This window comes from Pseudomonas sp. NPDC090755, from assembly GCF_044769005.1.
In the GTDB taxonomy this organism is placed as follows: Bacteria; Pseudomonadota; Gammaproteobacteria; order Pseudomonadales; family Pseudomonadaceae; genus Aquipseudomonas.
The window spans coordinates 187,510-213,447 of the sequence record NZ_JBIVXC010000009.1; the positions used below are offsets into that span (position 1 = coordinate 187,510).

Here is a 25,938-nt window from a genome sequence, read left to right on the forward strand (position 1 = left end):
AGGCCCGTGCACCCCGCCTTTGCAATGATAGGGAGAGGCAATGACTGCCCTGAATACTGCTCGTAATACCGCGTTCATCCGGTTGCGCCAGGAAGGGCGTACCGATGAGGTGGCACGAAGGTTGGTGGAGGCCATTGAGCTGGGGCTGTTTGCCGAAGGGCAGCAACTGCCCAGCGAATCGGAGCTGGCCCTGCAGCTGGGCGTTGCCACCGTGACCCTGCGCGAAGCACTGGTGGTGCTGCGCCAGCGCGGCCTGATCGAAACCCGCCGTGGGCGCAACGGCGGCAGCTTCGTGTGCGCGCCGGTGGAGTTGCCCGAAGCCCTGCTGCTGCAACGCCTGCGCGACATGAGCGGCCCGGACCTGCGCGACCTGGGCGACGAGCAGACGGCCATTTCCGGCACCGCCGCACGCCTGGCGGCCAGGCGCAGCTCGCCCGAGCAGCATGCGCGGATCGCCCAGCACATCGAAACCCTCAAGCAGGCCGGTTCACGCCTGGCCCGGCACCGCGCCGATGCCCGTTTTCATATCGAAGTGGCCGCCGCCGCCCAGTCGCTGCGCCTGACTCACACCGAGATGCGCCTGCAGTCGGAAGTGGGTGAGCTGCTGTGGATGGAGGCCGCCGGTGGTGGCGATGTATCGGTGGTCGAACAGGAACACCGGGCCATCCTCCAGGCGCTGGTTGCCGGCGATGCGGTGCTGGCCGGGGCGCTGGCCGAGGCCCATGTCAGCCGTGGCATCAAACGCCTGATCAGCCTGCGCCTGGAGTTGCTGGCTGAAGTGGAGGAGGCCTGAACGCCAGTGCGCGCACTGGCGTGGCCCCTGCTTCACATTGTTCACCTTATAAGAAGAATGCCGAACCTGCGTGAGGAAATACCATGTTTGCCCTGAGCGATAACGACCCCTTGTTGGCCTGCGCCCGGCAGCTGGACAGCACATTGGGCACCATCTTCAGCCAGGTCCGCCAGTTGGTGGACGAAACCCGGGCGCTGTGGGAGCGCATCCTGGCCGAGGGTCGCCAGCCCACAGCGAAAGACCTGGCCTCGCTGCGCCCGGCCATCGACCGCCAGTTACTGGCCACCGGCGCCTTTGGCTGTGGCGGCGGCGTTATCGTCGAACCCAACTGCCTGGCCGACCGCGAGATGCACCTGGAGTGGTGGTACCTGGCCGACGCCGGCAAGACCCTGCCGTTGCGGCCCAACTTCGACCAGCGCCGGGAGAATTTCTACGACTACACCGGCATGCCCTGGTACAGCCGCCCCCGCGATACGGGCAAGAGCGTGGTGGAGGGGCCCTACGTGGACCTCTACGGCACCAACATGTACGTGCTGACCTTCACCATGCCGATCCTGGTGCAGGGGCGCTTCATCGGCGTGGCTGGCCTGGACCTGTCGCTGCACAATGTCGAGCGCCTGCTGGTGCGCAGCCTGATGCGCCTGGAGCATGAAGCGGTGCTGATCTCCGCCGATGGCCGGGTGATTGCGTCCAATACGGCCAACTGGATGGTCGGCGACCTGGCCCACGCGCTATTGAATCCCATGGCCCTGAACGGGGTGCGCCTGGGGTTGGCGGAGTCGGAGGCCGGTTGGTCGCTGGTGCGTTTGCCGGCCTTGCGGTAGGCGCGGCGGTGCGACGACTCGACTTGCTCCGCGAATGCACGGTGTCAGGTACATTGCATCGCGGGGCAAGCCCGCTCCTACAAAGGAATGGACATGGAATTTTCAGCGCAAGAAAAGCAAACGTTACTGAGCGTCAAAGGGGTAGGTCCAACGGTGGTGCAGCGGCTGGAGCAGTTGGGGATTTTCACCCTCGATCAACTGAGCAGGGCTGACGCGCTCGATGTCGTGACCCAGGCCTCGGCATTGGTCGGCTCCACCTGCTGGAAGAACAGCCCGCAGGCGCGCTCGGCGATCCAGGCGGCAATCGCCAAGGCCCGGGAAATCGAGGGTTACTCGGACTAAAGCCCGTTCAGGTGAAGGCTCAGGTCACCTGTCAGGTCCAGCAGGGAGTAATCGCGAAAGCAAAAACGCCACTGCTGGTCGATGCGCTCGAACTCATCGTGGTAGCGCCCCGTGGCGATAGGTTGAAGGGCGCGCCCGGGAGGTGCCTGCAGGACCGTGTAGCAGGAGCGCACGGTCGCCCGGCCTGAAGCGGCATCGATCTCGATGATCGGATTGCTGATGACGTGTCTGGTCCGAGGCGTTCCACACGGATAGATCTTCAGGCGCTGCTGCCAGACGCGCAGGATGCCTGTCTCGTCCAGATGATTTTCGCTGCCGGGGACTTTGATCCTGGCATGACGGAACAGGGCGGCGGCCCCCGCCAGGTCGCCACCGTCCATTTTCTCGGCATAGCGGTAGAGCAGGTTGGAGATTGCGAGGAGGTCATGGCTCATGGCTCATCCTTGCTCCTGGTTCGTGTTGCAGACCATCCTCACCGATACAGTACAAGCGGACATCGTCCATCCAGACGATCGCTGCGGCCGCTTCGCGCCCGATCGCAGCCTGGCGGCAGCGGCTACGGGGAATTGGCGTTCAGTGGCCATCGCCGGCGCTGCCGGCTCCCACAGGGTTTCGGTGCAAACCGCCCCCTGTGTGGGAGCTGGCGAAGCCTGCGATCGACTGCGCAGCAGTCGCAATGCCTCTACGACCGCTTCGCAGCCTGGGGGCAGCGGCAGGGAGTTGGCGTTCAGTTGCCATCGCCGGCGCTGCCGGCTCCCACAGGGTTTCGGTGTAAACTGCCCCCCTGTGTGGGAGCTGGCGAAGCCTGCGATCGACTGCGCGGTGATGCGCAAGATGCTGCATATCGTCCATGGCGTGCTGAAATCGGGCCAACCGTATGGCCCGAAATTGGCATTTGCCCGGTGACAGGTAAGACGGTATCTACACCGCGAGTGGATGTAGTCGCCATCAGCTTTCGGCACGCTGCGCCATCCACTGGCGGTACTGACGGGCTCGCAGGGCGTTGGCAAGTTGTTGTCCCAGCAGCGCCCGAAGCGGCCAGACCTTCGGGTCGGGCGCCCGGCCGAGGCTCAGCTTGCGCAACTGAAACTTGACCAGGGCCATGTTCGCCAGTGATGCCAGCGGCTTGTTCTTCCATCGGATGGGCGGTAACTCGGGCGCGCTGTCCTTGCCCCGCAGCCAGTCGCGCGGCAGGTTGGGGTCGATGGCCAATGCGGTGCCCATGCCGACCATGGCCACACCGCGCTTGAGCACCTGTTCGGCAACCGCCCGGCGCCGTATGCCACCGGTGACCATCAACGGCATCCTGGCGACCTGTTGTACATCCTGGGCGAACTCCAGGAAATACGCTTCGCGGGCGAGGGTGCGGCCGTCACGGGCCTGGCCCTGCATGGCCGGCGCCTCGTAGCTGCCCCCCGACAGCTCGACCAGGTCAACGGCGTGCTCATTGAGCAGCCTTACCACCTCGCGGGCATCGTCGGCGCTGAAGCCGCCACGCTGGAAGTCGGCGGAGTTGAGCTTGACCGCCACGGCAAACTGCGCAGACACCACGGCACGCACCGCCTTGACGATCTCCAGCAACAGCCGGGCACGGTTTTCCAGCGACCCGCCCCAGGTATCCGTACGCAGGTTGGCAAGCGGCGACAAAAACTGGCTCAGCAGGTAGCCATGGGCGGCGTGGATCTGCACGCCACTGAAACCGGCGCGCTCGGCCAGTTGCGCGGTGCGGGCGAAACGCTGGATCACCTCGATGATCATGTCCTGGGTCATCGCCTGCGGCGGGCTGAAGTGCCTGGACAGCTTGCCCAGCTCCAGCGCAACCGCCGAGGGGGCCCAGGTCTGTTGGCCGAGATTGGCCGGCATCTGCCGACCGGGGTGGTTGATCTGCAGCCAGAACTGCGCACCGCGAGCGCGACCGGTACTGGCCCAGCGCTTGAATGTGTCCAGGTGCCGGTCGTCTTCCAGCACCACGCCCCCGGGGCCGGTCATGGCGCGGCGGTCGACCATCACGTTGCCGCTGATCAACAGGCCGGCGCCGCCCTCGGCCCAGGCCTGGTAGAGGCGCATCAACTCGGCCGAGGGGGCCTGGTCGGCATCGGCCATGTTCTCTTCCATCGCGGCCTTGGCCAGGCGATTGGCAATCACGCCGCCGTTGGGGAGCATCAGTTTGTCGAACACGTTCATGGGGGCTACCTCTATTGATCGTGTGCAAACCATAAGATTAAAGTTAACTTTAATGTCAACAGCCTTTTTGGAGCGTGAGCGATGAGGATTGGAGAACTGGCCAAGCACACGGGCCTGACGGCTTCGCGTATCCGCTTCTACGAGTCCAGCGGCCTGATCAAGTCGGTGACGCGCAAGGCCAATGGCTACCGCGACTACAGCCCGGACGCGGTGTGGATCCTGCAGATCATCACCGGCGCCCAACGCGCCGGGTTCTCGCTCGATGAGATTCGCCACCTGTTGCCGGTTACCCCCAATGCCTGGCAGCACGACGAGTTGCTCGCCGGCCTCAAGGGCAAGGTCGCCGAGATCGAGGCACTGCAGCAGCAGCTTGAGCAGAACCGGGCACACCTGCTGCTGGTGATTGAAAGCATCGAGAACCGGCCCGAAGAACGGCCCTGCGCCGACAACGCGCAGTTGTTGCTCAAGCGCCTGCAGACCCACATTGACCCGTAGGGGCGGCGGTCGATCAGCTACGCTTCAGACGCGCGGGCAGTCTCGTGGACTGGCCGGCAGGGGGCGGGGCAGCAGTACCCCGTGGCAGTAAAGCACCGGCACGGCAGTATTCATGAGCAAACTGGGTCCCATGTCCATCGGCCTGCGCGGCCTGATACTGAGTTTCGTCCTGCTGGCCGTGCTGGCCACTCTGTGCAACAGCCTGTTCGTGGCCTGGGGTGTGCAACGCGATGCCCTGGTGCATTCGGCGCTGGAGGCCAACCGCGCCTACGCCTTCAAGGTCGCGTCGAGCATCACCGCCTTCCTCGAGTCGGTGCATGAGCGCATGGGTTTCAGCAGCCAGCGACTGGGGCGCGACTTTTCCAATGCGCGGCTCCTCAGGGAGGAAGCCCTGCGCCTGCAAGCCCAGGACACCGAGCTCAACACTGTGCTGATCGTGGATGCCAACGGCACGCTGCTGCAGGACTGGCCCGAGGTGCCGGCAATGCGCGGCACGCGGATCCAGTCCGAAGACATCCGCCAGGCACTGGCCGAGCAGCGGCCCTTGGTCAGTCATGCCTACACCAACCAGGCAGGCCAGTTGGTCGTGGCGATCTCCCAGCCCATCTTCAGCCCCACGGGGCAGTTCCTCGGCGTTGTTGCCGGCTCGGTCTTTATCCAGCAACGCAGTGTGCTGCACACCTTGATCGGCAATCACTATCACCAGGACGGCACCATTGCCTTCGTGGCCGACGAGCACCGGCGCTTGCTGTATCACACCGATATCGGCAAGGTCGGCGAACGGCTGACCAGCAGCCCGACAGTCGATGCCGCCCTGCGTGGGGAGAGCGGGGCAATGGAGGCGATCAACTACCAGGGCGTGCCGGTGCTGGCAGGTTACGCCCAGGTCGCCGCCGCCCACTGGACCGTGGTCTCCCAACTGCCGCGCGAGCAGGCCCTGGCGCCGCTGGGCAAACTGATGCGCGACATGCTGATCAAGATCATTCCCGCCGGTGTGCTGGGCTTGCTGCTGATCCTGCTGGGGACCTTGTTGATCACCCGACCGCTGCGGCAACTGGCCAACAGTGCAACCCAGCTGTCGGCACCGCAAACCACTGCCCAGTTGCAAGCGATCAATGCCTGGTATGCCGAAGCTGCGGCCATTCGTGCGGCATTGCTGGGTGGAGTTCAGTTGCTTCAGCAGAAACTCGGCAGACTCAAACGCGATGCCCAGAACGATCCCCTGACAGGCCTGGCCAATCGCCGGGCGATGAACGAGGCCCTTGAGACGCTGGACCGGGACGCTCGGCACTACGCCGCCCTGGCCCTGGATATTGATCGCTTCAAGCGGGTCAACGACACCTATGGCCATGATGTCGGTGACCTGGCGCTCAAGCAGGTGGCTTTGATCATTGAGCAGAACGCCCGCGAAGGGGACCTGGCCTGCCGGGCAGGTGGCGAGGAGTTCGCGCTGCTGTTGCCGGACACCGGCCTTGAGCAGGCCGGGGAAATCGCCGAGCGCATTCGCCAGTCCATTGCCAGTACCCCGATCGAGCCGGTGGGGACGCTGACCATCTCCATTGGGGTGGCTTGCCGCAGCGAACAGACCCAAACCTCGGAGGCGATCATCAAGTGCGCTGATCAATTGCTCTACCGGGCCAAGCAAGAGGGGCGCAACCGGGTGGTGGTGCAGGCCTTGACCAGCCCACACACCGCCTGTTGAACGGTCGGCTCAGCCGACGATGAAGTAGGTCTTGCGCACCTTCTCGACAATCTCCCACTCGCCATGGGTCTGGGCGGCAAAGTAGATCGAGTCACCGGCCTTGAAATGGATGGGCTCGCCGCCGTCGGGGGTGAAGCTGCCTTTTCCTTCGATGAAGTAACTGAATTCGGCCTGCATCACCGCGCGGCGCAAGCGGCCGGGCGAACATTCCCAGAAACCGCCCGAGACGTTTTGCGTGGCAATGTCATGGTGCACCGCAGTGCGCGTCAGTGGCACCGGTTCGCCAACCGGTAGGCTGGCAGGCACCGGCTCGCTGAACTGGTGGTCGTTTTCAAGGCGGATCAGAACAGGGGTCATGGCGTTTCCTCAGGATTTGTCTTCGAGACCAGCAGGGGCAAAGCCGGCCATCATCACGTCCAGCCGGTTTGCCTTGTTACCGCGCAGCTCGGCGCGTTCTTTGCGCAGCACCGAGCCACGGACCAGGGTGCCACCGAGGTAGCGCACCGGCTCCGGCGGGAAGGGCTTGCAGCGCCGGCCGACCAGCGCACAACTGCTCCATTGATCGTTTCTGCCCAGCGCCAGGCTCGCCAGGATGCGCCCGCCCAGGCGACTCGGCCCGACACCGTTGCCGCTCCAGCCGATGCCGTAGTGAATGTTGTCGCTGCCGTCGATGTGGTTGAACACTGGCAGGCTGTCGTAGGTGCGATCGATCGGGCCGGACCAGGCGTGGCTCACACCGACATCCTCGAGCATGGGGTAAGTGCGGCGCAGGTCGGCGGTGGTCAGGCCGATGCCCTCGGCGTCTTCGCTGAACACCGTGCCCATGCGCGATGCATACGACAGCGAGCCGGTGCCCTTGCCGAACGCAATCCGGCCATCGGCGGTGGTGCGGTAGTAATCGACCAGCAACTGCGAGTCGGTGATCGCTTCGCCGCCGCTCCAGCCCATGTCGTCCAGGCGTTTGCCAAGGGGCTGGGTGACCACGATGGAGCTGCCGACCGGCACGAACAGCTTCGCCAGTTCAGGGATGGCGGATGACCAGGCGTTGGTCGCCAGCACCACATTGGCGGCCTCGACACAGCCGTTGGCGGTGATCAGCCGCACTGGACGACCGGGCTGGATCTCGTGCACGGGCGTGCCTTCATGAATCTGCACGCCGGCATTGATCGCCACCCTGCGCATGCCGCGCACCAGTGCTGCCGGTTGCACCGTTGCATTGCTGCGTTCAAGTACACCGGCCAGGTGAATAGCCGAGCCGGTGCGCCGGGCCACTTCCTGGCGTGACAGCCGCTCGAACGGTCGGGCACCCACGCGCTCGCAGGCGGCCAACGTGCCGTTCCAGGCGTCGACGTGGGCTTCACAGGTTGCGGTCCACAGCCAACCCTTCTGCCTGAACGCCGCGTCGATGCCATGCTGCTGGCAGAACTCGCCCAGTTCACCTATGGCCCGTTCAGCGCTTCTGGCCAGAAAGGTCGCCTGCTCGGTGGAGCAGAACGAGGTGAGCGATTGAATCTTCGGCCACCACGACATCACGAAACCGCCATTGCGCCCCGAAGCGCCACCGCCGCATACGTCCTGTTCCAGCACCATGACCCGGCAATCGGGCTCGTGTTCCTTGATGGTCAGCGCCGTCCACAAGCCGACGAAGCCGCCACCGACAATCACGATATCGGCGCAATGCTCACCCTGCAGGGCAGGCGAGGGTTGCAGGGCGGGCTCGACGGACTGCAGCCAGAAGCTGCGTTTCAATGGGGCAACGGCAGGGAATTTCATGGGCACGTCTCGTGGCGGGTGAATGACGGGAGACTGTTCTTGTGGTGTCGAAGCTATCGCCAGGCATGTAAAAAAACAACAGTAATTTTTACTGATGGGAAATTTTTAGAAGATTTTTTAATTTTGCCGATTTCTCCTGTTTATCGTCATTTTCTTCCTAGCCGGGCGCTTGCGGCCGGCCACAGACTTTTCGCCAGTGCCCGCCAGCGTGGCGGCACCGCCCCCCACAACAATGACAAGAGAGGTCGGCATGAACCTGCAACGATTGGGCGGCAACGCCCGCTACAGCCAGTGCGTGATCTGCGAAGGCAGGATCGATACCGCCGGGATCGTCGCCCGTGATCCGGGCCAGGGCATTGGCGCGCAAACCCGCGACGTGCTGCAGCAGCTGGACGACATCCTGGCCATGGCCCTGGTCGACAAGTCACGCCTGACGCGGGTGCAGATCTGGCTCGCCGACATGGCCGATTTCGACGCGATGAACGAGGTCTACGACGCCTGGGTCGACCGCGCCAACCCGCCGGTGCGTGCCTGCGTGGGCGCGGCGTTGGCCGACAGTCGCTACCGCCTGGAGATCCAGGCCTCGGCCGTCAGCTGATTGCCGCCAGGAACACTCGATACCCTATGGAGGTGTCCATGTTGCATGACGTCGTATTCCTCGACCGAGACGGCTTCGCCGAAAGCGTGCTGATCAAGGAACTGCCTTTTCCCCACCGCTGGACCCTGTACGACTACACCCGCCCCGAGCAGATGGCCGAACGACTGGCCGGCGCCACCATCGCCATTACCAGCGGCGTGCCGATCCCGGTGCAGCAGCTGGAGCAGTTGCCGTCGCTGCAGATGATTTCGCTGGCCATGACCGGGACCGATGTGGTCGACCTGGACTACTGCCGCCAGCGCGGCATTCACGTCAGCAACGTGCCCGGCTACGGCACCCATGCGGTGGCCGAGCATGCGCTGGCGATGATCTTTGCGCTGCTGCGCAATGTCGGTCGCTATCACCAGTTGTTGATGGAGGTGCGCGCCGGTAAGCGTTCCTGGAACAGCACCTATTTTGACTACCCGATCCGCGATGTGCGCGGCAAGGTGCTTGGCATCATCGGTCATGGCCCCATCGCCCAGCGGCTGGCCGACCTGGCCTCGCGCCTGGAGATGGAGGTCTGGTTCTTCGATCGCGACGGCCACTACCAGGGCGAGCGCTACCTGTCGCTTGAGCAGTTGCTGCGTTGCAGCGATGTGGTCTCGATCAACTGCCCGCTGACCCCGGACACCCGCCACTTGATCGGTCGCCAGCAACTGGCCTGGATGAAGCCTGATGCCTTGCTGGTCAACACGTCACGCGGTGCCGTGATCAACGAGCCCGATCTGATCCACGCCCTTGAGACCGGCCAGATCGGTGGCGCCGCGCTCGATGTGATCACCCATGAACCCATCACCCTCGACGAGCCACTGCTGCACCTGGCCGCCACCCATAACCTGATCCTCAACCCGCATATCGCCTGGAGCAGCGCCGAGGCCACGCAAGCGCTGATGGACAGCGCGCTGGACAATGTCACGGCGTTCGTTTCGCGCCTGTCCTGATCACCGATCAGCACCCATAAAAACAACAAGAGGCAGATCATGCAAAACGTCGATATATCCAGTACGCGCGCTTTCGATGAATCACCCATACGCCCCCTGCACATCAAGGCTGCCGTCGGCGGCGTCGGCGGCCAGTTCTGTGACGGTTATGTCCTTGGCATCATCGGCATCGCCATCAGCCTGGCGACCACACCGTTGGGCCTGGACGCCCTGTGGCTGGGCCTGTTGGGAGGCGCGGCGCTGATCGGCCTGTTCCTGGGCAGCCTGCTGACCGGGCCGGTCGCCGACCGCTTCGGTCGCAAGCACATCTACCGCTGGAACATGGCACTGTTCTGCATCGTCTCGGTGGCCCAGTTCTTCGCCCAGAACGCCGAGCAGCTGCTGGTGTTGCGCCTGTTGCTCGGCTTTGCCCTGGGCTCGGACTTCGTGGTCGGTGTCTCGCTGGTCGCTGAGCTGGTGCCCCGACGCTTTCGTGGGCCGTTGCTGGCGCTGATGGCGGTGGCCTGGACCTTGGGCTTCACCATTTCCTACATCATCGGCTATGTCCTCCAGGCCGCCGGCGACGACGCCTGGCGCTGGATTCTGTTCAGCAGTGTGGTGCCTTCGTTGTTGGTGCTGCTGGTGCGCCAGGGCACACCGGAATCGCCGTTGTGGCTGATGAAGAAGGGCCGCCAGCGCGAAGCCCGCGAAGTGATCGAACGCCTGGGCGGTGGCGATTTGCCGACGGTGGAGCAGGGCGAGACAAAAGCCTCCTGGGGCCAGTTGTTCAGCCGCCAGCAGCGGCGCAACACGCTGGTGGGGGCCATCTTCTACACCTGCCAGGTGATTCCGTATTTCGCCATGAGCACCTTCATCCCGCGTATCTTCTCGGCGTTGAAAGTGGAAGACAGCTACACCGGCGGCCTGGTCTATAACGTCTTCCTGTTGGCCGGCTCCATCGCCGGGCTGATGCTCATCAACCTGCTGACGCGCCGGGCGTTCCTGATCGGCACCTTCACAATCAATGCGATCGCACTCTTTGTGCTGGCGAGCTGGAGCGGTATGCCGGCGGTCTACGTGGTCGGGGTGTTTGCCGTGTTCGCCTTTGTCATGGCCGGCTCTGGTGTGCTGGAGTTCGCCTATACCTCCGAGCTGTTCCCCACCGAGTTGCGCGCCTCCGGTGTCGGTTTGTCGGTGGCGGCCAGCCGGATCGGCGCGGCATCCTGCACCTTCCTGCTGCCGGTGGTGATGGAGCGCTTCGGCACCTCGGCGGCCATCGGCACCTGCGTGGCGGCGCTGGTCATCGGGGCGTTGGTCTGCCTGCTCTGGGCGCCGGAAACCAACCCGCGCTACGTTCGCTGAGCCTGCTCGATATCACGGCCGAACCAGTCGTTCGGCCTCGTGGCGAAACTTGCGAAACAGGTGCGGCGTCTCGCCGTAGCACTTGCGAAACTGCTGGATGAAGTGCGAGGCATCGGAAAAGCCTGTGGCGTAGGCAATCTGCGTCACATGCAGGCTGGTGTCGCTGAGCAACTTGCGCGCCTGTTGCAAGCGTAGCTGGCGCCAGTACTGGGCCGGTGGCTGGTCGGTATTGAGCAGAAAGGCGCGGTGCAGCCGGCGTTCGCTGCAGCCCAGGCTCATGGCCAGTTGCTTGAGTGTGCAGTGGCTGTCCAGGTGGGTGCGCATGTAGTCGATGGCGCGCTGCACCAGCGGATCCTGGTAGACATGGGCCACGCCGCTGTCGGTGCTGCGCTGGACTTCCTCGTCATTGACCAGCAGGTATTCCAGGCCTTTCTGGGCCCGACGCTTGCCGCAGTGGCGGCTGATAATCTCGGCCGCCAGTTCGAACGCTGTGCCGCCCGGGCAGGTGAAGATGCCGTTGTCTTCCACATAGGCCTTGTCGACGACGATCCGGACATCGGGGAACAGCGCCGCGAACTCATCACGCACGGTGAAGTGCACTGCGCAGCGCCGACCCTTGAGCACGCCGGCAAGGCCGAGGGTAAAGTACGAAGCGCACAACGCGATGATCGGCACCTTGCGCTCGACCAGTTGCTGGATGTAGACGAGCAGTTCAGGTGCCGGGTTCATGACCCCTGACAGCAGCCCGCCAGCCAGCACCACGTAGTCGTAACGGGCATCGGGGTCCAGGGGCCTGGTCGTGGCAATCGGCAGGCCGCAGCTGGCGGTGACCGCTTCGCCCGTCACACTCAGCCAGTCCCACTGGCAGTAGATTTGTCGGCTGTCGAACGAGCGGTCCGCGGCGAAGCGCAACGAGTCGACGAAGCCGGCCACCGGCGTCAGGGTGAACTGCTCGATCAGCACAATGGCGACCCGCAAGTCGGGCTTGCGAGGCGGTGCCAGCTCATCGTGCGGGGGTTCGAAGTGGCTCTGGGTTTTCATTGTTTTTCTAGGCAGCGCAGGACGAAAACGATCCTACTCCGAGCCATTACGGCCGTACAGCACCGTCCTTTGACACCTACAGTTCCATGATCATCTCGTGCCAGGCCATGCCACCGTGGTCGGAGGCCGAAGGCTGCACATAGCGATAGCCCATGTGTTCATAGAGCGCTACGTGACGCTCCTTGCACATCAGGTGGATGCTCTGTTTGCCCAGCGCTTTCATCCGCAGGATGAACGCTTCCATCATCCGTGAGGCATAGCCTTTGCCTTGGCTTGCGGGGTCGATCACCACCGACATGATCACCACGTTCGGCGCTTGTGGCGAGTGACCGACCAGCTCCTTGAACGCTTCATCGGACATCACCACCTCGAAGGCGCAGCCGCTGTTGATGAAGCCAATGACCTGACCGGCTTCTTCCATGATCAGAAAGCCTTCGGGGTACTGGGCAATACGCGTGGTGATCTTCTCCAGGGTAGCGGCTTCGTCGCCTTCGTAGGCGGTGGCTTCGATCTGGTAGCAGCGGGGCGCGTCGGACAGCGCGGCATCGCGAAAATGCAGTGAGGGCATTTGAGTTCCATGGGCAAGGGGCTTGTCGCCGGCCAGTATAAAAAATATTGCAGCTAGCCTTCAGTTTTTTGAATTACCACCGCCTGGCGCTTCACCGGCAGAATCCGCGCACGCAACACCCCAAAAAATTCCATCTCCATGGACGGAGCCATTAGGTATTGCCCTTCGCAATACTCAGCCCAGCCACGTTGGCCGGGCTTTTTTCTACTGCCAGGTACACGATTTTCCCATGTCTACACGCAACGGGTTCAGCCGGCTGCTGCCAGCGTCACTGAACATTCCTCCCAAAGAATGGCTGCGCGCCGGTGTTGGCGCGTTGCTCGGTCTGTTTCTTGCCGGTCTGGCGTGCAGTTACGCCTTTGGTCCCACCGTGGCGCTGCACCTGCTGGGACCCTTGGCGGCGACGGCGGTGTTGTTGTTTGCCGTGCATTCCGGCGCGTTGGCGCAGCCTTGGCCGGTGATTGGCAGCTATGCTTGCGCGACGGCGGTGGGGTTGGTCATGCATCATCTGTTCGGATCGGCCCTGTGGGTTGCGGCGTCGGCGCTGGGTGTGGCCCTGGTGCTGATGTGCCTGTTGCGTTGCCTGCACCCGCCCGGTGGCGGGGTGGCGGTGAGTGTGGTGCTGGCCGATTCAACGCTGGCGGCGCTGGGCGACAAGGTGTTCGAGCCGATCATGCTCAATGTCCTGGTGCTGGTGGCGGTGGCGGTCATCTACAACCGCCTGACCGGGGTGCGTTATCCAAAGACCGCCGTGCCGCGCAAAGACCTGCACCACACCGCCGATGCGCTGCCCGGTGAACGGGTCGGGGTCAGCGGCGCGGATCTGGACCAGGCGCTGGAAGAGCTGGGTGAGTTCGTCGACGTGACCCGCGACGAGCTGGAGCGGATCATCCTGGCCACCGAACAGCATGCCTTGCAACGCAGCCTGGGCGGAATTACGGCGGCCTCGGTGATGTCGCGGGACGTGCAGCAAGCCACGCCCGGGACCACCTTGCAGCAAGCCTGGCAACTGCTGTCGAGCCATCACTTGAAGACCTTGCCGGTGCTGGATGAGGCGCGGCGCCTGGTGGGGATTGTCAGCCTGAGCGACCTGGTCGGGCCGGCCATGGCCCAGGCGCGTTTCAGCTGGCGTGGCCTGTTCGCACGCAAGCCCCAGGTGCTGATGGAGCAGCTGATGAGCCGGCCGGTGATCACGGTGCGCAGTGACGACCCGGCGGTGGCGTTGATTCCGCTGCTCAGCGAGCAAGGCCTGCACTGCCTGCCGGTGATGGACGGGGAGCGGTTGGTCGGGGTGATCACCCAGACCGACCTGATCGCCGGGCTCAAGCGTCACCTGCTCAGCGCCACGCAGGTGTCAGATCACCGGGTCCCAGCGTTGTGACCAGTCACTGTCGCCTGCCGCCACCCGCTCGCGCAGGATCCTGAAGGCCTGCTGCAAGGCCTCGCTGTCACGCTCGCGGGCGTGCACCAGGTAGGTGGGGTAGGTGAACTCCGGAGCCTGGGGCACGCGCTCGAACACACCGCTGTCCAGGTAGCTCTGCACCACGCGGGTACGAAAGTAGCCGCTGCCGCCGTGCTCGAGGATGAACTGCAGGGCCAGCGGGCCGAGGTTGAAACTCAGGGAAGGGCGCGCGCATTCGGGCAGGGCGGCGTCGTGCTGGCGGCGAAAGGCTTCGCCCCAGTCGATATAGATGTAGGGCTCGGGCTTGTCCGTGCGGCGGATGCGGATGAGCTTCTCTTCCATCAACTGCTCCACCTGCAGGCCCGGCCCGTAGGTGGGCTGGTACACCAGCACGGCGTCGAGCACGCCCATCTCCAGCTTACGCAGCAACGATTCGCCATCGCTGACTTCGTTGCGGATGGCGTGGCTGGGCATTTGCTGGTGCAGGGCGCCGACCCAGTCGAGCACCATGGGGTTACCCAGGCTCACTTCGCCGCCGATGTGCAGCACCTGATGGCAGCCTTCGGGCAGGGGCAGGTCGCGGCGGGCGGCTTCCCAGGTCTGTACCAGCTGGTTGGCATAGACCACGAAGGCTTCGCCGTCGGCGGTGAGGCTGGCGCCGCTGCGGCTGCGGATGAACAGCTGGCAGGACAGGTGTTGTTCGAGCTTCTGTACGCGGGCCGTGATGGCGGTCTGGGTGACATGCAGGCGTTCGGCGGCGGCGACCAGGCTGCCGCTGCGGACGATTTCAAGGAAGGTGCGGGCCAGCTCGATATCCATGGAGGTTGCCAGGTCGGGAAGGTTGCCCATTCTAGAGGTTTTGCACCGAAGTGGGGCGCTCCCACCGAACTTTCAAATGGGGCCTTTAATTGTTATGTTATTACATAATTGTAAGGAGCCTTCATGAACCCGTTCCCCGCACGGCTGTCCCTCGGCCTGTCCGCCTCCCTGCTTGCCTTGCCCACCGCCGCCGCAGAGCCTGTATTGCTCGAAGCCCTGAACGTCAACGAACGCCAGTTCGAAGAAACCGCCAGCGGCCCGGTCCAGGGTTATCGTGCCACCCGTTCCAGCACGGCGACGAGAACCGACACCGATATCCGCGACACCCCGCAGAGCATCGCCGTGGTCCCGGCCCAGGTGCTCGAAGACCTCAACAGCACGCGCATCGACCGCGCCCTGGATTTTGCCGGCGGGGTGAGCCGGCAGAACAATTTCGGTGGCCTGACTTTCCTCAACTACAGCGTGCGTGGCTTCACCACCGGCGAGCTGTACAAGAACGGCTTCGCGGTCAACCGTGGCAGCTACAGCGCCCCGGACACCTCGAACATCGAGCGCATCGAGGTCCTCAAGGGGCCGGCGGCCAGCCTCTACGGGCGTGGCGATCCGGGTGGCCTGGTGAATATCGTCAGCAAACGACCGCAGGCGGATGCGTTCAGCCATTTCAAGGCCAGCGCCGGTAGCTGGGACCGTTACCGCAGCAGCCTGGACGTGAACACGCCGCTCGATGAAGACGGCCGCGTGCTGTCGCGGGTCAACCTGGCGGTGGAAGACAACGGCAGCTTTCGCGATTACGTCGGCAGCGAGCGACGCATCGTCAGCCCGTCGCTGAGCTGGCAATTGAGCCCGGACACGCTGCTGTCGATCGACAGCGAGTTCTCGCGCACCGAGTCGGTGTTCGACCGCGGCATTCCTGCTGTGAACTATGAACTGGGACCGGTCAGCCGCTCGCGCTTTTTCGGCGAGCCGAACGACGGACGCATCCGCAACGACAATCAGACCCTGGACCTGACCCTGGAGCATTACCTGGACGAGAACTGGAAGCTGCGCCTGGCCAACCACTACACCCAGGGCCGGCTCAAGGGCAACAGCTCCGAACCCCAGCGTCTGGTCGGCGAGACCCTGAGCCGCTTCTACCGCGAGCGGGATTTCGAGTGGAACGACAGCATCACCCAGGCCGAACTGCATGGCCAGTTCCAGTTCGCCGGCTGGCAGCACCAGAGCCTGGTCGGCCTGGAGTACGAGAACTACCGCAACAGCCAGAAGTACCCGCAGAGCGCCACCTCGCAGGCGTACGGCCTGAACATCTACAACCCTGTGTATGGCAAGCCGAAGCCTGCATTGGTCAACCCCAACGACTTCTTCGAGCGCACCGAAAGCTATGCCCTGAACCTGCAGGACCAGATCACGTTCACAGATCAATGGCGAGGATTGCTCGGGGTGCGCCTGGAGCGTGTCGAACAGACCGCGCAGAACCGCCCCCGCCAGGTAAGCAACCGCCAGGAAAAGGAGGTCGCCACGCCCCGCGCAGGGCTGCTGTATCAGCTCACGCCTGAGGTCGGTGTGTTCGCTAACGCCTCCACCTCGTTCAAACCCAACAGCATTGGCACCCAGGGCCAGGTGTACAAACCGGAGAAGGGACTGGGCTATGAAACCGGCCTCAAGCTCGACCTGTTCGACAGCCGCCTGGGCGCGACTATCGCGCTGTTCCATATCGACAAGGAAAACGTCATTACCACTGATGCCCTGGGCAACAGCATCGCGGCCGGCAAGGCCCGGAGCCAGGGGGTCGACTTGCAGTTCAGCGGCCAGCTCAGTGAAGCACTGCGCCTGATCGGTGCCTACGCCTATATCGATGCCGAAGTGACCAAGGGCGATGCCAACCTGCCCGAGGGCAGTGACCTGCTGGGGATCCCCCGGCACAGCGGCAGTGTGATGGCGGTGTATGAATTCCAGCAGGGTCTGCTGCAAGGGTCGGATGTCGGTGCAGCGGCCAACTATGTGGGCGAACGCTCAGGCCAGGCGGGGAGCAGTTTTCGCTTGCCGAGCTACAGCACCCTCGACCTGCTGGCCCACTACAGGGTCAATGAGCACGCCACCGTCGGCCTGAACCTCAACAACCTGTTCGACCGCAAGTACTACGAGCGCGGCTACAACGCGGTGTGGAACCTGCCGGGCGAGCCACGCAACCTGATGCTCAGTTTGAGCCTGGCGTTGTGAGCGGGCTATAGTCGAGGCTCTCACCCCTGGCAATGGAAGACCCTGGATGAACGACTCGATGGAACTGAACCGCCTCAACTGGGATGAACGGGCGTCGTTGCATGCGGCGTCCAGTGAGTATGAGGTGGACGCGTTCATTGCCGACCCTGGGCACCTGTCCGAGGTCGTGCGTTTCGACCTGCCGCGCCTGTGCGATATCCGCGGACTGCGTGCGGTGCACTTGCAGTGTCATATCGGTACCGACACCTTGTCGCTGGCGCGGCTGGGGGCGCAGGTGAGCGGGCTGGATTTTTCTGCGCAGTCGCTGGCCCAGGCACGCGCACTGGCAGAGCGCTGCGGGACGAGGATCGACTATGTCGAGTCGGACGTCTACGCCGCCGACCAGGTGCTGGCTGCGGGCAGTTTCGACCTGGTCTATACCGGCATCGGTGCCTTGATCTGGCTGCCGGACATCGAGCGCTGGGCGCGCACGGTGGCGGCCTTGCTCAAGCCCGGTGGCAGGCTATTCCTGCGTGAAGGCCATCCGATGTTGCTGGCGGTGAACGAGGAGCATCAAGACAAGCTGCTGATCGAGTTTCCCTATTTCGAGCGAGAAGCACCGACGGTGTGGGACAGCGACCAGACCTACGTCGACACGGACACGCCGCTGACCCGCACGGTGACCCACGAATGGAACCATGGCCTGGGCGAGGTCATCAGTGCCTTGCTGGCCCATGGCATGCAGATCACCGCGCTGGTGGAACACGACAGCATTCCCTGGGAGGCGTTGCCGGGGCAGATGAGCAAGCGGGAGGATGGGGAGTGGATGTTGAGCAAGGATCGCTGGCGCTTGCCGTTGAGTTATACCTTGCAGGCGGTCAAGCGGGGGTGATGGTTGTGCAGGGCAAGCCCGCACCTTCATGCGTAGCCGCTGCCGAGGAACGAGGCTGCGATCGACTGCGCAGCAGGCGCAACACGGTCACCTCGTTGTACCTGACACATTGAGGTCGCCAGGTTTTACGGTCGCTTCGCGACCGATCGCAGCCTGACGGCAGCGGCTACACCGTCAGGCTGCCAGGACTGTGTGCGATAAGGCCGTCAACCTTGCGCCTTCGTCCTCGGCTTGCGCGCCCGCTTGGTCGGTGCTGAACCGCTCTTGCGCTTCTTCTTCCACGGCGCCCGCTGGGTCGGTGGTCCGCTGATGGTCAGGCTCAGCCCCGCGCAGCGCTCCACCTGCTTGCTCATCCACGCCGACTGCTTGGCGACGAACTCCTCAAGGCTCATCTCACCGCTCTGGACCATGTCCAGGGCCTGCTCCCAGATCGCCGTGGTGCCCGGGTCGGCAATGGCCCGGGGCACCGCGTCGATCAGGCTGAAGGCCGCCGGGGTGGCGCTCAGTGCCTTGCCGTTCTTGACCAGGTAGCCGCGGTCGAGCAGGCCCTGGATGATCCCGGCGCGGGTGGCCTCGGTGCCGATGCCGGTGGTGTCCTTGAGCTTCTGCTTGAGGCGCGGGTCGTCCACCAGCTTGGCCACGTTCTTCATTGCCTTGATCAGGTCGCCCTCGGTAAACGGCTTGGGCGGCTGGGTCCACAGGTCCTTGAGGTTGACCTCGACGACGGCGCAGTCCTGGCCCTGGCGCAAGGCGGGCAACACCTGGGCAACCGGTGCCTCACGACCTTTGCCTGGTGTCAGCGCCTCGGGCAGGGCACGGCGCCAGCCCGGCTCGACGATCTGCTTGCCTACCGCACGCAGGTCGAAACCTGCACAGTCGAAATCGGCTTGGGTGCGGTCGTACTCGTGGTTGGGCAGGAACTGGGCCAGGTAGCGGGCGCGGACCAGGGTGTAGACCGCCTTGTACTTGGGCGGCAGGCGTGACGGGTCGCTGGCCGCAGCGGTGGGGATGATGCCGTGGTGGGCGCTGACCTTGGCATCGTTCCAGGCCCGCGAGCGGCGTTGCGCCTGCAGGTGTCCCTGCAAGGGCGCAAGGCCGGGGTCGGCACGCAGCAACGCGGCGAGAATCCCCGGCGCCTCGGCATGCTGGCTCGACGGCAGGTAGCCGCAGTCGCTGCGCGGGTAGGTGATCAGCTTGTGGGTCTCGTACAGCGCCTGGGCGATGTCGAGGGTTTCCTGGGCACCGAGGCCGAGCTTTTTCGAGCACAGCTCCTGCAGGGTGCCGAGGTCGAAGGGCAGGGGCGCCGCCTCGCGTACGCGCTCGGTGGCCAACTTGACCAGGCGGGCCGTGCCGGCATTGCCGATGGCGGCGGCCGCCTGCCGGGCCAGGTCCTGGTTGAGGCAACGACCCTGGTCGTCGCAGGCGTCTTCGCTGGCGCGCCATTGCGCGGTAAAACGCGCACCGGCGCTGTCGAGCTGGACATCGATGGCCCAGAACGGCACCGGTACGAAGTCGGCGATGCTGCGGTCGCGGTCCACCACCAGGCGCAGGGTCGGCGTCTGTACCCGGCCCACCGGCAGCACGCCCTGGTAGCCGGACTGGCGACCGAGCAGGGTGAACAGCCGGCTCATGTTCATGCCGATCAGCCAGTCGGCCCGCGAGCGGCCCAGGGCCGAGTGATACAAGCTGAAGGTTTCGCTGCCCGGCTTGAGCGTGGCCAGGGCCTTGCGGATCGAGGCGTCGTCCAGGGCCGACAGCCACAGGCGCTGGATCGGTCCACGGTAGCGACAGTGCTCAACCAGTTCGCGGGCGATCATCTCGCCTTCGCGGTCGGCGTCGGTGGCGATCACCAGCTCCCGCGCTTCGCCCAGCAGACGCTTGACTGCCTTGAACTGGCTGGCGGTCTTGGGCTTGACCAGCATTTTCCACTGGTTGGGGATGATCGGCAGGTCGGCCAGCGCCCAGCGCTTGTAGCGCGCGTCGTAGCTGTCGGGCGGAGCGGTTTCCAGCAGATGGCCGATGCACCAGGTGACGGTGACGTCAGTGCCTACCCAGCAGCCATCGCCGCGGCGGTTGGCGCCGAGGACCTTGGCGATATCCTTGGCCTGGGAGGGTTTTTCGCAGAGAAACAGGCGCATGCCGGCGGGGTGTCGCTCAGTGGCTTGGGTAGGGCATAGGATGCGCAGGATTGGCGGTGGAGGCAAGTTTTATCTGTATGCATATACAGTTTTTGTATATGCCTGGGGCGACTGCTGCGCAGTCGATCGCAGGCTTCGCCAGCTCCTACCGTGAGCGGTGCATCCTGTGGGAGCTGGCGAAGCCTGCGATGACGGTCACCAGGTCACGCCGCTCACGAACGGCTCGCCTCCAGCGCCTGGCTCAGGTCGGCCATGATGTCATCGGCGTGCTCGATGCCGATCGACAGGCGCACCATGTCCCGCGGCACACCCGCCCGTTCCAGTTCCTCATCGTTGAGTTGGCGGTGGGTGGTGGAGGCGGGGTGGCAGGCCAGGGATTTGGCGTCGCCGATATTGACCAGGCGAACGACCAGTTTCAACGCGTCGATAAAGCGTGCACCGGCCTCCTGTCCACCCTTGATGCCGAACGACAGGATCGAGGCGGGTTTGCCCTGGGTGTAGCGCAGAGCCAGTTCATGCTCCGGATGATCAGGCAAGCCTGCGTATTTCACCCAGGCCACTTGCTCGTGGGCTTGCAGGTAACGGGCGACCTTCAGTGCGTTCTCGGTGTGGCGCTCCATGCGCAGGGCCAACGTTTCCAGGCCTTGAAGGATCAGGAAGGCGTTGAACGGCGACAGCGCGGCGCCTGTGTTGCGCAGCGGCACCACCCGGCAACGGCCGATGAACGCGGCCGGGCCGAAGGCTTCGGTGTAGGTCACGCCGTGGTAGGACGGGTCCGGGGTGTTGAGCAGGGCAAAGCGCTCCTTGTGCTCGGCCCAGGGAAATTTGCCCGAATCGATGACGATGCCACCGATGCTGGTGCCATGGCCGCCGATGTACTTGGTCAGCGAGTGCACGACGATATCGGCGCCATGCTCGAACGGCCGGCACAGGATGGGCGTGGCCACGGTGTTGTCGACGATCAGCGGCACGCCGTGACGGTGAGCGGCATCGGCCAGGGCCTGGAGGTCGACGATATTGCCCGCCGGGTTGCCGATCGACTCGCAGAACACCGCCTTGGTGCGGCTGTCGATCAAGGCTTCGAGGGCGGCGATATCGTCGTGGGCCGCGAAGCGGGTCTGGATACCGAAGCGGGGCAGGGTATGGGCCAGCAGGTTATAGGTGCCGCCATACAGCTTGGCCACCGAGACGATATTGTCACCGGCTTGGGCCACGGTCTGGATGGCATAGGTGATTGCCGCCATGCCCGAGGCCACCGCCAGGGCGCCGACACCCCCTTCGAGGGCGGCCATGCGCTGCTCCAGCACATCGTTGGTCGGGTTCATGATCCGGCTATAGATGTTGCCGGCGACCTTCAGGTCGAACAGGTCGGCGCCGTGCTGGGTGTCGTCGAAGGCAAAGGAAGTGGTCTGGTAGATCGGTACCGCGACGGCCTTGGTGGCCGGATCCGGGCTGAAGCCCGCGTGGATGGCCAGGGTTTCCAGCTTCATGCAATCACTCCTTGAAAGTCTGACGGAGGCCAGAGCATGGAGCGCAGCGATTGCACCGGTCAAGGGGTACGCCCGGGCCTTCAGCCGGCCTTGCGCAAGGTCAGGTTGATACGCAGATTGCCCAGTAGCGGATGGGCGCCGGGTTTGAGTGGCAGCACCCCATGAAAGCGCAGCCTGTCCTCGCCCCCCCAGACCAGCACATCACCGTGGCGCAGGCCGATGCGCTGGGTGGGCGCGTTGCGCACATGCCCGCCCAGCAGGAACACCGCCGGTAAACCCAGCGACACGGACACGATCGGCTGGCTGAAGTCCTGTTCGTCGCGGTCCTGGTGCAGGCTCAGGCGATTGCCGGGGCGATAGCAGTTGACCAGACAGGCGTCGGGGCGAAAATCAGCGAACCCGGCCTGGGCGGCAGCGCGACCGGCCAGCGCCAGCAACACCTCGGGCAGCGCTGGCCAGGGCTGGAGGGTCAAGGGATCGAACGGGCTGTAGCGGTACCCCTTACGGTCGCTGACCCAACCCAGTTCGCCGCAATTGGTCAGGCCGACCGCCATCTTCTGCCCGCCGGGGGTGAGCATATGGCGAAAGGGCGCCGCTGCGACGACCTTGCGCAGCGCTGGCAACAAGGCATCGACCTGCGGCAGGGCAAAGCCTGGCAGCACCAAGGCCTGCGCGGCCACCCACTGCGGTTGCAGTGGGGCGCCAGGGTCGAAAAGGTCCAGTTCGGTTTGCATCGTCGTTCACAGCCAGGTAGGCGGGCAAGGGCAATACCCGTATGATAAGGCGCTTTGGTGTGGGTGCGTCATCCCGGATCCTGGCTTGAAACCCCGTGTCCAAGGCACTTGAACCCCCTCGGCAGAAAAAAATAAAACTTTTTGAATTCAAGGGGTTGCCAGCTCAATCGAATGAGTCCATAATTCACCCCATCGAAAGCGACACAGCTGAAAAGCCTAGCGTTTTCAAGGAGATAGCGGTTTTAGCGAGTTGTTTCCTTACAGAGTTGTATATGTTTGAGATTGCTGGTTCAAGGGTCTTGGGCATTTGAGGCCGAGTAGCAAAGTGGTTATGCTCCGGATTGCAAATCCGTCTACGCCGGTTCGATTCCGACCTCGGCCTCCATTATTGAAAGCCCCGCAGATCAAGGTCTGCGGGGTTTTTCGTTATGGGCTGGAAAACCTGATCGTTTCCGCATCATTGGGCATCGTTTCCGCATCAGCCCTCTACTTGGTCGGGCTGACCACCTCGCCAACGCGACGATAAACGCGCTTGGTGATCTCTTCCTTGGAGTGCCCGAGCAGCCGGCTGGCGTGGCTGATGTCCTCAATCTCCGAAGCTGCCTTCGGTCGGATATCGCGGAACTGGAACTGCCGAACTTTGGTGGCCAAGTCGGTGTTGCCATCGGCGATCAACTTGCGTGCTGCTTTATCCCGCGCCTCGCTGAAGCGGTTTCTCAGCATTTCCCAGCTCATCCTCAGGCCCGAGTCGTTGGTGATGAGGCGCGAATTGCGCACGCCCTGCAGCTTGCGGCGCTCGAGCAGTGCCTCGATGAACAGGCCAAGGCCGGTCAGCTCGCCGTTGACGTGCCGTCGTATGCGCAGCTTCTTGTCAGTCTTGTTCTGGTCGACCCAAAGGTAGTCCTCGTCGAGGTCGACGGTGCTGAACTTCAGTGTGTCGGCGGGGCGCTGGCCGGCCAGGTAGGCCAGGTCCATGGCGTCCTTAAGGCCCTGGTCGCCTTCGGCATACACCGAATCCCAGATTTCGTCTGCTGCGTAGAAGTCGCGCACCTTCTCCTTGTTGCGGCGAACCGCTAGGCATGGGTTGCGCTCGGCAAAGCCCCACTCCATCGCCATGGTGAAAACGTGCGAGAGCAGGGCGATCTCCCGGTTTGCCCGGGTCTTGGCCGTGCGGGCGTCCCGGTACTGGGCAATGACCGGCGGGCTGATAGCCTCGATCGGCGCGTCAGCGAACGCCTTGCGCAGACGCTCCAGCTCGTACTTGTTGTCCTTTTGCGTGCGTGGCGACTTGGCAGGGATGATATCCCGCTCGTACCGGTCAAACAGTTCACCCATCGTCGCCATCACCTTCGGCTTCGCCTTGTGTTCCAGGCGTGCCCATTCCAGCTTGGCCTCAGCAAGGTCAGTCCCCAGCGGCACTTCCTGCCGCTTCCCGTCTGCATCCCTCCCGTCGTAGTAGTAACCCACCCACAATTTCCCGCTTTTCATCTTCCGGACCCGCCGCAACATCCGTGGCGGCAAGTCCTTATTTGTTGCCTTCCTGCTGCGCATCCTTTACCCCACGCGCGATAAGTCCAGTGTCCAAGTTTCTGCTGAAGCATTTGTCGCCGAGGGTTTTACCCCGGCCATTTTCATTCGGAAGTACATCCGACCAATAATTGGTCGCCTTGCCCGGGTGAGCGTGTACTGCCAACCGTTGTTGGCAAGCCAGGCAATTTGCTTGCTCGGGATTTGGTAGCCAGTCAGGCGCACCACTTCCTCCTCTTCGAGGATCTCGCTTGTGTGTTCCATGGGATAGGCTCCACGCCGCGCATGGCGGCAGAGGTGGGGATGGACTAGAGGCATGCGACGCTCCAGCACATATGGTTAAATTGGGATTGAACGAGGAGGATCGTTATGGGTAAGGAAACCAAAAAGCCGTATGGGTACGCAGTTATCACGCTGATACCCACGGGCGTCGGATTCGTTACTAGCGGGGTGCTGACTGACCAGCCTGCATTCATCTACAGTGGCCTTGGGCTGGCCCTGCCAGGTGTGGTTTTGGCAGCGGTGCACTTCTGGGCGATGCGCCGGCAGGCTTGAGTTGTTGTAGGGGGAGGGGTTAGCGCTTTTCGAGATCGGTGGTGATTGCTTCGACGATCACTGGGCCGAGGATGCGTGTGCTGGCGACGTGATCCTTCAACACCTTGTTCAAGCGCCCGATCGCCGCTTCGCGTGCTTGCCGGTAAACCTGGTCGATTGTGCAGTCGGGGCCCCAGGACCCTAGGCTGGACAGTTCGAGGGTTATGGTGACCTTGGCGCTTGTGGTTGTTCTCGCGTGCGGCTTACTCATGGTCTCGGCCCCTTCCAGATCATCCAGGCCATGTAGAGCGGGGCGGCGATGGGTAGGAGGATCATGGCTGTAGCTCCTCGGGCGCCTTAGTCAGTCGCCACTTCGTGTTGTTGTTCTGGCTTCGATCCGACTCGACCAGCCCGTCGTTCTCCATCCGCTCCAACTCCCGGCGTATCTCCGGCGTGCCGCTGGCACCGGACACGTGGAACTTGAACCACCAGGTACAGAACCAGCCGCGGGTGCTTTGCTCGCGCTGTTGCATGTAGCCGATGATCTTCTCGCGCAGTGACTTTTCACTCACAGCTGATACCTCTCATCAATCCAGCGCCCAGGCGCCAGTGCGGGTGTAGGTTCGGGTGGGGCTTCGTGCGGGGAGAGCTAGCCTGCAGCTTGCTGTTGGGTGAGGCAGCCATTGGAGGATGTAGCAGGTGACACCGCGTAGCTGGGCGTCCCGTTTCTTGCGTTCCTCAATCCAGTGGTCACGCTGCTTGTCGACTATATCCACAGCCCCTTCAAGTACCCTCATCCGATAGTGCAACTGTTTAACTTCGGCCGGGACGAATGGCTTCGTAGCTACAAACTCGATCTTTTCTTCAGGCATAACTTTGTCCTTCAGCCATGGCGGCTGACTTGGGGGAGGAATGGGTTGGGAACTACACTTATGTTCTCACTCCTGGAGATCGAAGCTCATGTCCGCTGATAGAGTGTTTCATCTTGAGCAGGCATTATTGGCTATCATCGCCGTGGCCGAGAGGCAGGGCATGGCTGAGCTACTGCGCAGGCAGGCGATCGGTGGGCTGACGGCTAACACCCGCTGGTCTTGGGTGGTTGCAGATCATGTTCCAGGTGCCATCAACGAGATCGAGATCGCTGTGCAAATGCTCAGAAAAGCGTTGCCGGAGTGAGAGGGGCGTAACAGCCCAAACCACTCGATCTGGATCGTTTGCAGAAACTTGATACCAATTATCGGTATTAGTTTCTGTTGTGATCTGATGCAGGTTCACCAGAAGTTCCGAATCGCCGGCATTGATTGTTTGGTGACGACCAAATCCAAACGCGCGAACCAGGCCTATGCGGGCGAGCGACTCCATTCGATCTTTCGGCACGTCGTAGTCCTGACCGTCCTCGCAGGTGTCGCGGAAGCGCAGAATATCTGTGCGGTGTTCGGTCTACTCAAATTGCAGCTGACCATCTGCTCGGTGTTGCTGGATCGGTTTTCTGTGGGCATAGGGGAAACCTCGCTGTGATCAACTACAGTTGAGCAATCAGATGAAGGAGTTGCTATGAAGTG

The 25,938-nt window shown here is 63.4% G+C and carries 29 protein-coding genes and 1 tRNA gene; 15 read left to right on the forward strand and 15 right to left on the reverse strand.

Features of this window, described 5'->3' with window-relative positions:
* Positions 1-40 precede the first annotated feature (40 nt).
* From ACIQUS_RS15565 to ACIQUS_RS15575, 3 genes are all read left to right on the forward strand, one after another.
* On the forward strand, positions 41-793 hold the full coding sequence (locus ACIQUS_RS15565; protein ID WP_403048225.1) for a FadR/GntR family transcriptional regulator: 753 nt from the start codon (positions 41-43) through the stop codon (positions 791-793).
* Positions 794-876: 83 nt separating this feature from the next.
* Complete coding sequence (locus ACIQUS_RS15570; protein ID WP_403048226.1) at positions 877-1,617, forward strand: cache domain-containing protein; 741 nt, start codon at positions 877-879, stop codon at positions 1,615-1,617.
* Between the two features lie 93 nt (positions 1,618-1,710).
* Positions 1,711-1,959: a helix-hairpin-helix domain-containing protein gene (locus tag ACIQUS_RS15575; protein WP_403048227.1), complete on the forward strand. Its 249-nt coding sequence runs from the start codon at positions 1,711-1,713 to the stop codon at positions 1,957-1,959.
* Here ACIQUS_RS15575 and ACIQUS_RS15580 read toward each other — a convergent pair.
* Positions 1,956-2,393, reverse strand: a complete 438-nt coding sequence (locus ACIQUS_RS15580; RefSeq protein WP_403048228.1) for a nuclear transport factor 2 family protein — start codon at positions 2,391-2,393, stop codon at positions 1,956-1,958. The genes ACIQUS_RS15575 and ACIQUS_RS15580 overlap by 4 nt on opposite strands.
* Before the next feature lie 514 nt (positions 2,394-2,907).
* On the reverse strand, positions 2,908-4,143 hold the full coding sequence (locus ACIQUS_RS15585) for an NADH:flavin oxidoreductase/NADH oxidase family protein (protein WP_403048229.1): 1,236 nt from the start codon (positions 4,141-4,143) through the stop codon (positions 2,908-2,910).
* Positions 4,144-4,224: 81 nt separating this feature from the next.
* On the opposite strand from ACIQUS_RS15585, the gene ACIQUS_RS15590 reads away from it, so the two are divergent.
* Positions 4,225-4,638: a MerR family transcriptional regulator gene (locus ACIQUS_RS15590; protein ID WP_403048230.1), complete on the forward strand. Its 414-nt coding sequence runs from the start codon at positions 4,225-4,227 to the stop codon at positions 4,636-4,638.
* Positions 4,639-4,750: 112 nt separating this feature from the next.
* A complete protein-coding gene (locus tag ACIQUS_RS15595; RefSeq protein ID WP_403048231.1) occupies positions 4,751-6,340 on the forward strand; it encodes a diguanylate cyclase in 1,590 nt (529 codons plus the stop codon).
* 9 nt (positions 6,341-6,349) lie between these two features.
* Here ACIQUS_RS15595 and ACIQUS_RS15600 read toward each other — a convergent pair whose 3' ends face one another.
* Both ACIQUS_RS15600 and ACIQUS_RS15605 read right to left on the reverse strand, forming a co-directional pair.
* The gene (locus ACIQUS_RS15600; protein ID WP_403048232.1) at positions 6,350-6,697 is read right to left on the reverse strand and encodes a cupin domain-containing protein; all 348 of its coding nucleotides are present in this window, start codon (positions 6,695-6,697) and stop codon (positions 6,350-6,352) included.
* Between the two features lie 9 nt (positions 6,698-6,706).
* Positions 6,707-8,113, reverse strand: coding sequence for an NAD(P)/FAD-dependent oxidoreductase (locus ACIQUS_RS15605; RefSeq protein ID WP_403048233.1), 1,407 nt, complete (start codon positions 8,111-8,113; stop codon positions 6,707-6,709).
* Positions 8,114-8,363: 250 nt separating this feature from the next.
* On the opposite strand from ACIQUS_RS15605, the gene ACIQUS_RS15610 reads away from it, so the two are divergent.
* Genes ACIQUS_RS15610 through ACIQUS_RS15620 form a run of 3 tightly spaced genes read left to right on the forward strand, consistent with a single transcriptional unit; the run spans position 8,364 to position 11,035 of the window.
* On the forward strand, positions 8,364-8,711 hold the full coding sequence (locus ACIQUS_RS15610; protein WP_403048234.1) for a RidA family protein: 348 nt from the start codon (positions 8,364-8,366) through the stop codon (positions 8,709-8,711).
* A 38-nt stretch (positions 8,712-8,749) separates the two neighbouring features.
* Complete coding sequence (locus ACIQUS_RS15615) at positions 8,750-9,694, forward strand: NAD(P)-dependent oxidoreductase (RefSeq protein ID WP_403048235.1); 945 nt, start codon at positions 8,750-8,752, stop codon at positions 9,692-9,694.
* 39 nt (positions 9,695-9,733) lie between these two features.
* Positions 9,734-11,035, forward strand: coding sequence for an MFS transporter (locus ACIQUS_RS15620; protein ID WP_403048236.1), 1,302 nt, complete (start codon positions 9,734-9,736; stop codon positions 11,033-11,035).
* A 12-nt stretch (positions 11,036-11,047) separates the two neighbouring features.
* On the opposite strand, the gene ACIQUS_RS15625 is transcribed toward ACIQUS_RS15620, so the two are convergent.
* On the reverse strand, positions 11,048-12,076 hold the full coding sequence (locus ACIQUS_RS15625; RefSeq protein ID WP_403048237.1) for a GlxA family transcriptional regulator: 1,029 nt from the start codon (positions 12,074-12,076) through the stop codon (positions 11,048-11,050).
* Between the two features lie 76 nt (positions 12,077-12,152).
* Entirely contained in the window at positions 12,153-12,644 is a 492-nt protein-coding gene (locus ACIQUS_RS15630) for a GNAT family N-acetyltransferase (protein ID WP_403048238.1), read from the reverse strand.
* A 229-nt stretch (positions 12,645-12,873) separates the two neighbouring features.
* On the opposite strand from ACIQUS_RS15630, the gene ACIQUS_RS15635 reads away from it, so the two are divergent.
* The gene (locus ACIQUS_RS15635; protein ID WP_403048239.1) at positions 12,874-14,025 is read left to right on the forward strand and encodes an HPP family protein; all 1,152 of its coding nucleotides are present in this window, start codon (positions 12,874-12,876) and stop codon (positions 14,023-14,025) included.
* Here ACIQUS_RS15635 and ACIQUS_RS15640 read toward each other — a convergent pair.
* Positions 13,999-14,865 (reverse strand): LysR family transcriptional regulator, encoded by an 867-nt coding sequence (locus ACIQUS_RS15640; RefSeq protein WP_403048256.1) that lies wholly within the window; start codon positions 14,863-14,865, stop codon positions 13,999-14,001. The two genes, ACIQUS_RS15635 and ACIQUS_RS15640, sit on opposite strands and share 27 nt — an antisense overlap.
* A 123-nt stretch (positions 14,866-14,988) precedes the next feature.
* Between ACIQUS_RS15640 and ACIQUS_RS15645 the strand changes: the two genes are divergently transcribed.
* Positions 14,989-17,082 carry a TonB-dependent siderophore receptor gene (locus tag ACIQUS_RS15645; protein WP_403048240.1) on the forward strand — a complete coding sequence of 698 codons (2,094 nt, stop codon included), beginning with the start codon at positions 14,989-14,991 and terminating at the stop codon, positions 17,080-17,082.
* A 46-nt stretch (positions 17,083-17,128) separates the two neighbouring features.
* Entirely contained in the window at positions 17,129-17,953 is an 825-nt protein-coding gene (locus ACIQUS_RS15650) for a class I SAM-dependent methyltransferase (protein ID WP_403048241.1), read from the forward strand.
* Between the two features lie 206 nt (positions 17,954-18,159).
* Here ACIQUS_RS15650 and ACIQUS_RS15655 read toward each other — a convergent pair whose 3' ends face one another.
* The 3 genes from ACIQUS_RS15655 to alkB all read right to left on the reverse strand — a co-directional run bounded on the left by ACIQUS_RS15655 (position 18,160) and on the right by alkB (position 22,315).
* A complete protein-coding gene (locus ACIQUS_RS15655; protein WP_403048242.1) occupies positions 18,160-20,091 on the reverse strand; it encodes a DNA topoisomerase III in 1,932 nt (643 codons plus the stop codon).
* A gap of 212 nt (positions 20,092-20,303) precedes the next feature.
* Positions 20,304-21,581, reverse strand: coding sequence for a bifunctional O-acetylhomoserine aminocarboxypropyltransferase/cysteine synthase (locus ACIQUS_RS15660; protein ID WP_403048243.1), 1,278 nt, complete (start codon positions 21,579-21,581; stop codon positions 20,304-20,306).
* Positions 21,582-21,661: 80 nt separating this feature from the next.
* Entirely contained in the window at positions 21,662-22,315 is a 654-nt protein-coding gene (gene alkB, locus ACIQUS_RS15665) for a DNA oxidative demethylase AlkB (RefSeq protein ID WP_403048244.1), read from the reverse strand.
* Between the two features lie 311 nt (positions 22,316-22,626).
* On the opposite strand from alkB, the gene ACIQUS_RS15670 reads away from it, so the two are divergent.
* A tRNA-Cys gene (locus ACIQUS_RS15670) sits at positions 22,627-22,700 on the forward strand.
* 101 nt (positions 22,701-22,801) lie between these two features.
* Here the strand turns inward: ACIQUS_RS15670 and ACIQUS_RS15675 are convergent.
* On the reverse strand, positions 22,802-23,866 hold the full coding sequence (locus tag ACIQUS_RS15675) for an integrase (RefSeq protein WP_403048245.1): 1,065 nt from the start codon (positions 23,864-23,866) through the stop codon (positions 22,802-22,804).
* Between the two features lie 3 nt (positions 23,867-23,869).
* Positions 23,870-24,106 carry a DUF4224 domain-containing protein gene (locus ACIQUS_RS15680; RefSeq protein ID WP_403048246.1) on the reverse strand — a complete coding sequence of 79 codons (237 nt, stop codon included), beginning with the start codon at positions 24,104-24,106 and terminating at the stop codon, positions 23,870-23,872.
* A gap of 105 nt (positions 24,107-24,211) precedes the next feature.
* Between ACIQUS_RS15680 and ACIQUS_RS15685 the strand changes: the two genes are divergently transcribed.
* On the forward strand, positions 24,212-24,397 hold the full coding sequence (locus ACIQUS_RS15685; RefSeq protein WP_403048247.1) for a hypothetical protein: 186 nt from the start codon (positions 24,212-24,214) through the stop codon (positions 24,395-24,397).
* A gap of 19 nt (positions 24,398-24,416) precedes the next feature.
* Here the strand turns inward: ACIQUS_RS15685 and ACIQUS_RS15690 are convergent, their stop codons facing one another.
* From ACIQUS_RS15690 to ACIQUS_RS15700, 3 genes are all read right to left on the reverse strand, one after another.
* Positions 24,417-24,647, reverse strand: a complete 231-nt coding sequence (locus tag ACIQUS_RS15690; protein WP_403048248.1) for a hypothetical protein — start codon at positions 24,645-24,647, stop codon at positions 24,417-24,419.
* A gap of 61 nt (positions 24,648-24,708) precedes the next feature.
* Positions 24,709-24,948 (reverse strand): hypothetical protein, encoded by a 240-nt coding sequence (locus ACIQUS_RS15695; RefSeq protein WP_403048249.1) that lies wholly within the window; start codon positions 24,946-24,948, stop codon positions 24,709-24,711.
* A 15-nt stretch (positions 24,949-24,963) separates the two neighbouring features.
* Positions 24,964-25,248 carry a hypothetical protein gene (locus ACIQUS_RS15700; protein WP_403048250.1) on the reverse strand — a complete coding sequence of 95 codons (285 nt, stop codon included), beginning with the start codon at positions 25,246-25,248 and terminating at the stop codon, positions 24,964-24,966.
* Between the two features lie 88 nt (positions 25,249-25,336).
* Here ACIQUS_RS15700 and ACIQUS_RS15705 point away from each other — a divergent pair, with 88 nt between their 5' ends.
* Together ACIQUS_RS15705 and ACIQUS_RS15710 are read left to right on the forward strand one after the other, a co-directional pair.
* A complete protein-coding gene (locus ACIQUS_RS15705; RefSeq protein ID WP_403048251.1) occupies positions 25,337-25,552 on the forward strand; it encodes a hypothetical protein in 216 nt (71 codons plus the stop codon).
* 87 nt (positions 25,553-25,639) lie between these two features.
* Complete coding sequence (locus ACIQUS_RS15710) at positions 25,640-25,894, forward strand: hypothetical protein (protein ID WP_403048252.1); 255 nt, start codon at positions 25,640-25,642, stop codon at positions 25,892-25,894.
* The last annotated feature ends 44 nt before the right edge of the window (positions 25,895-25,938 follow it).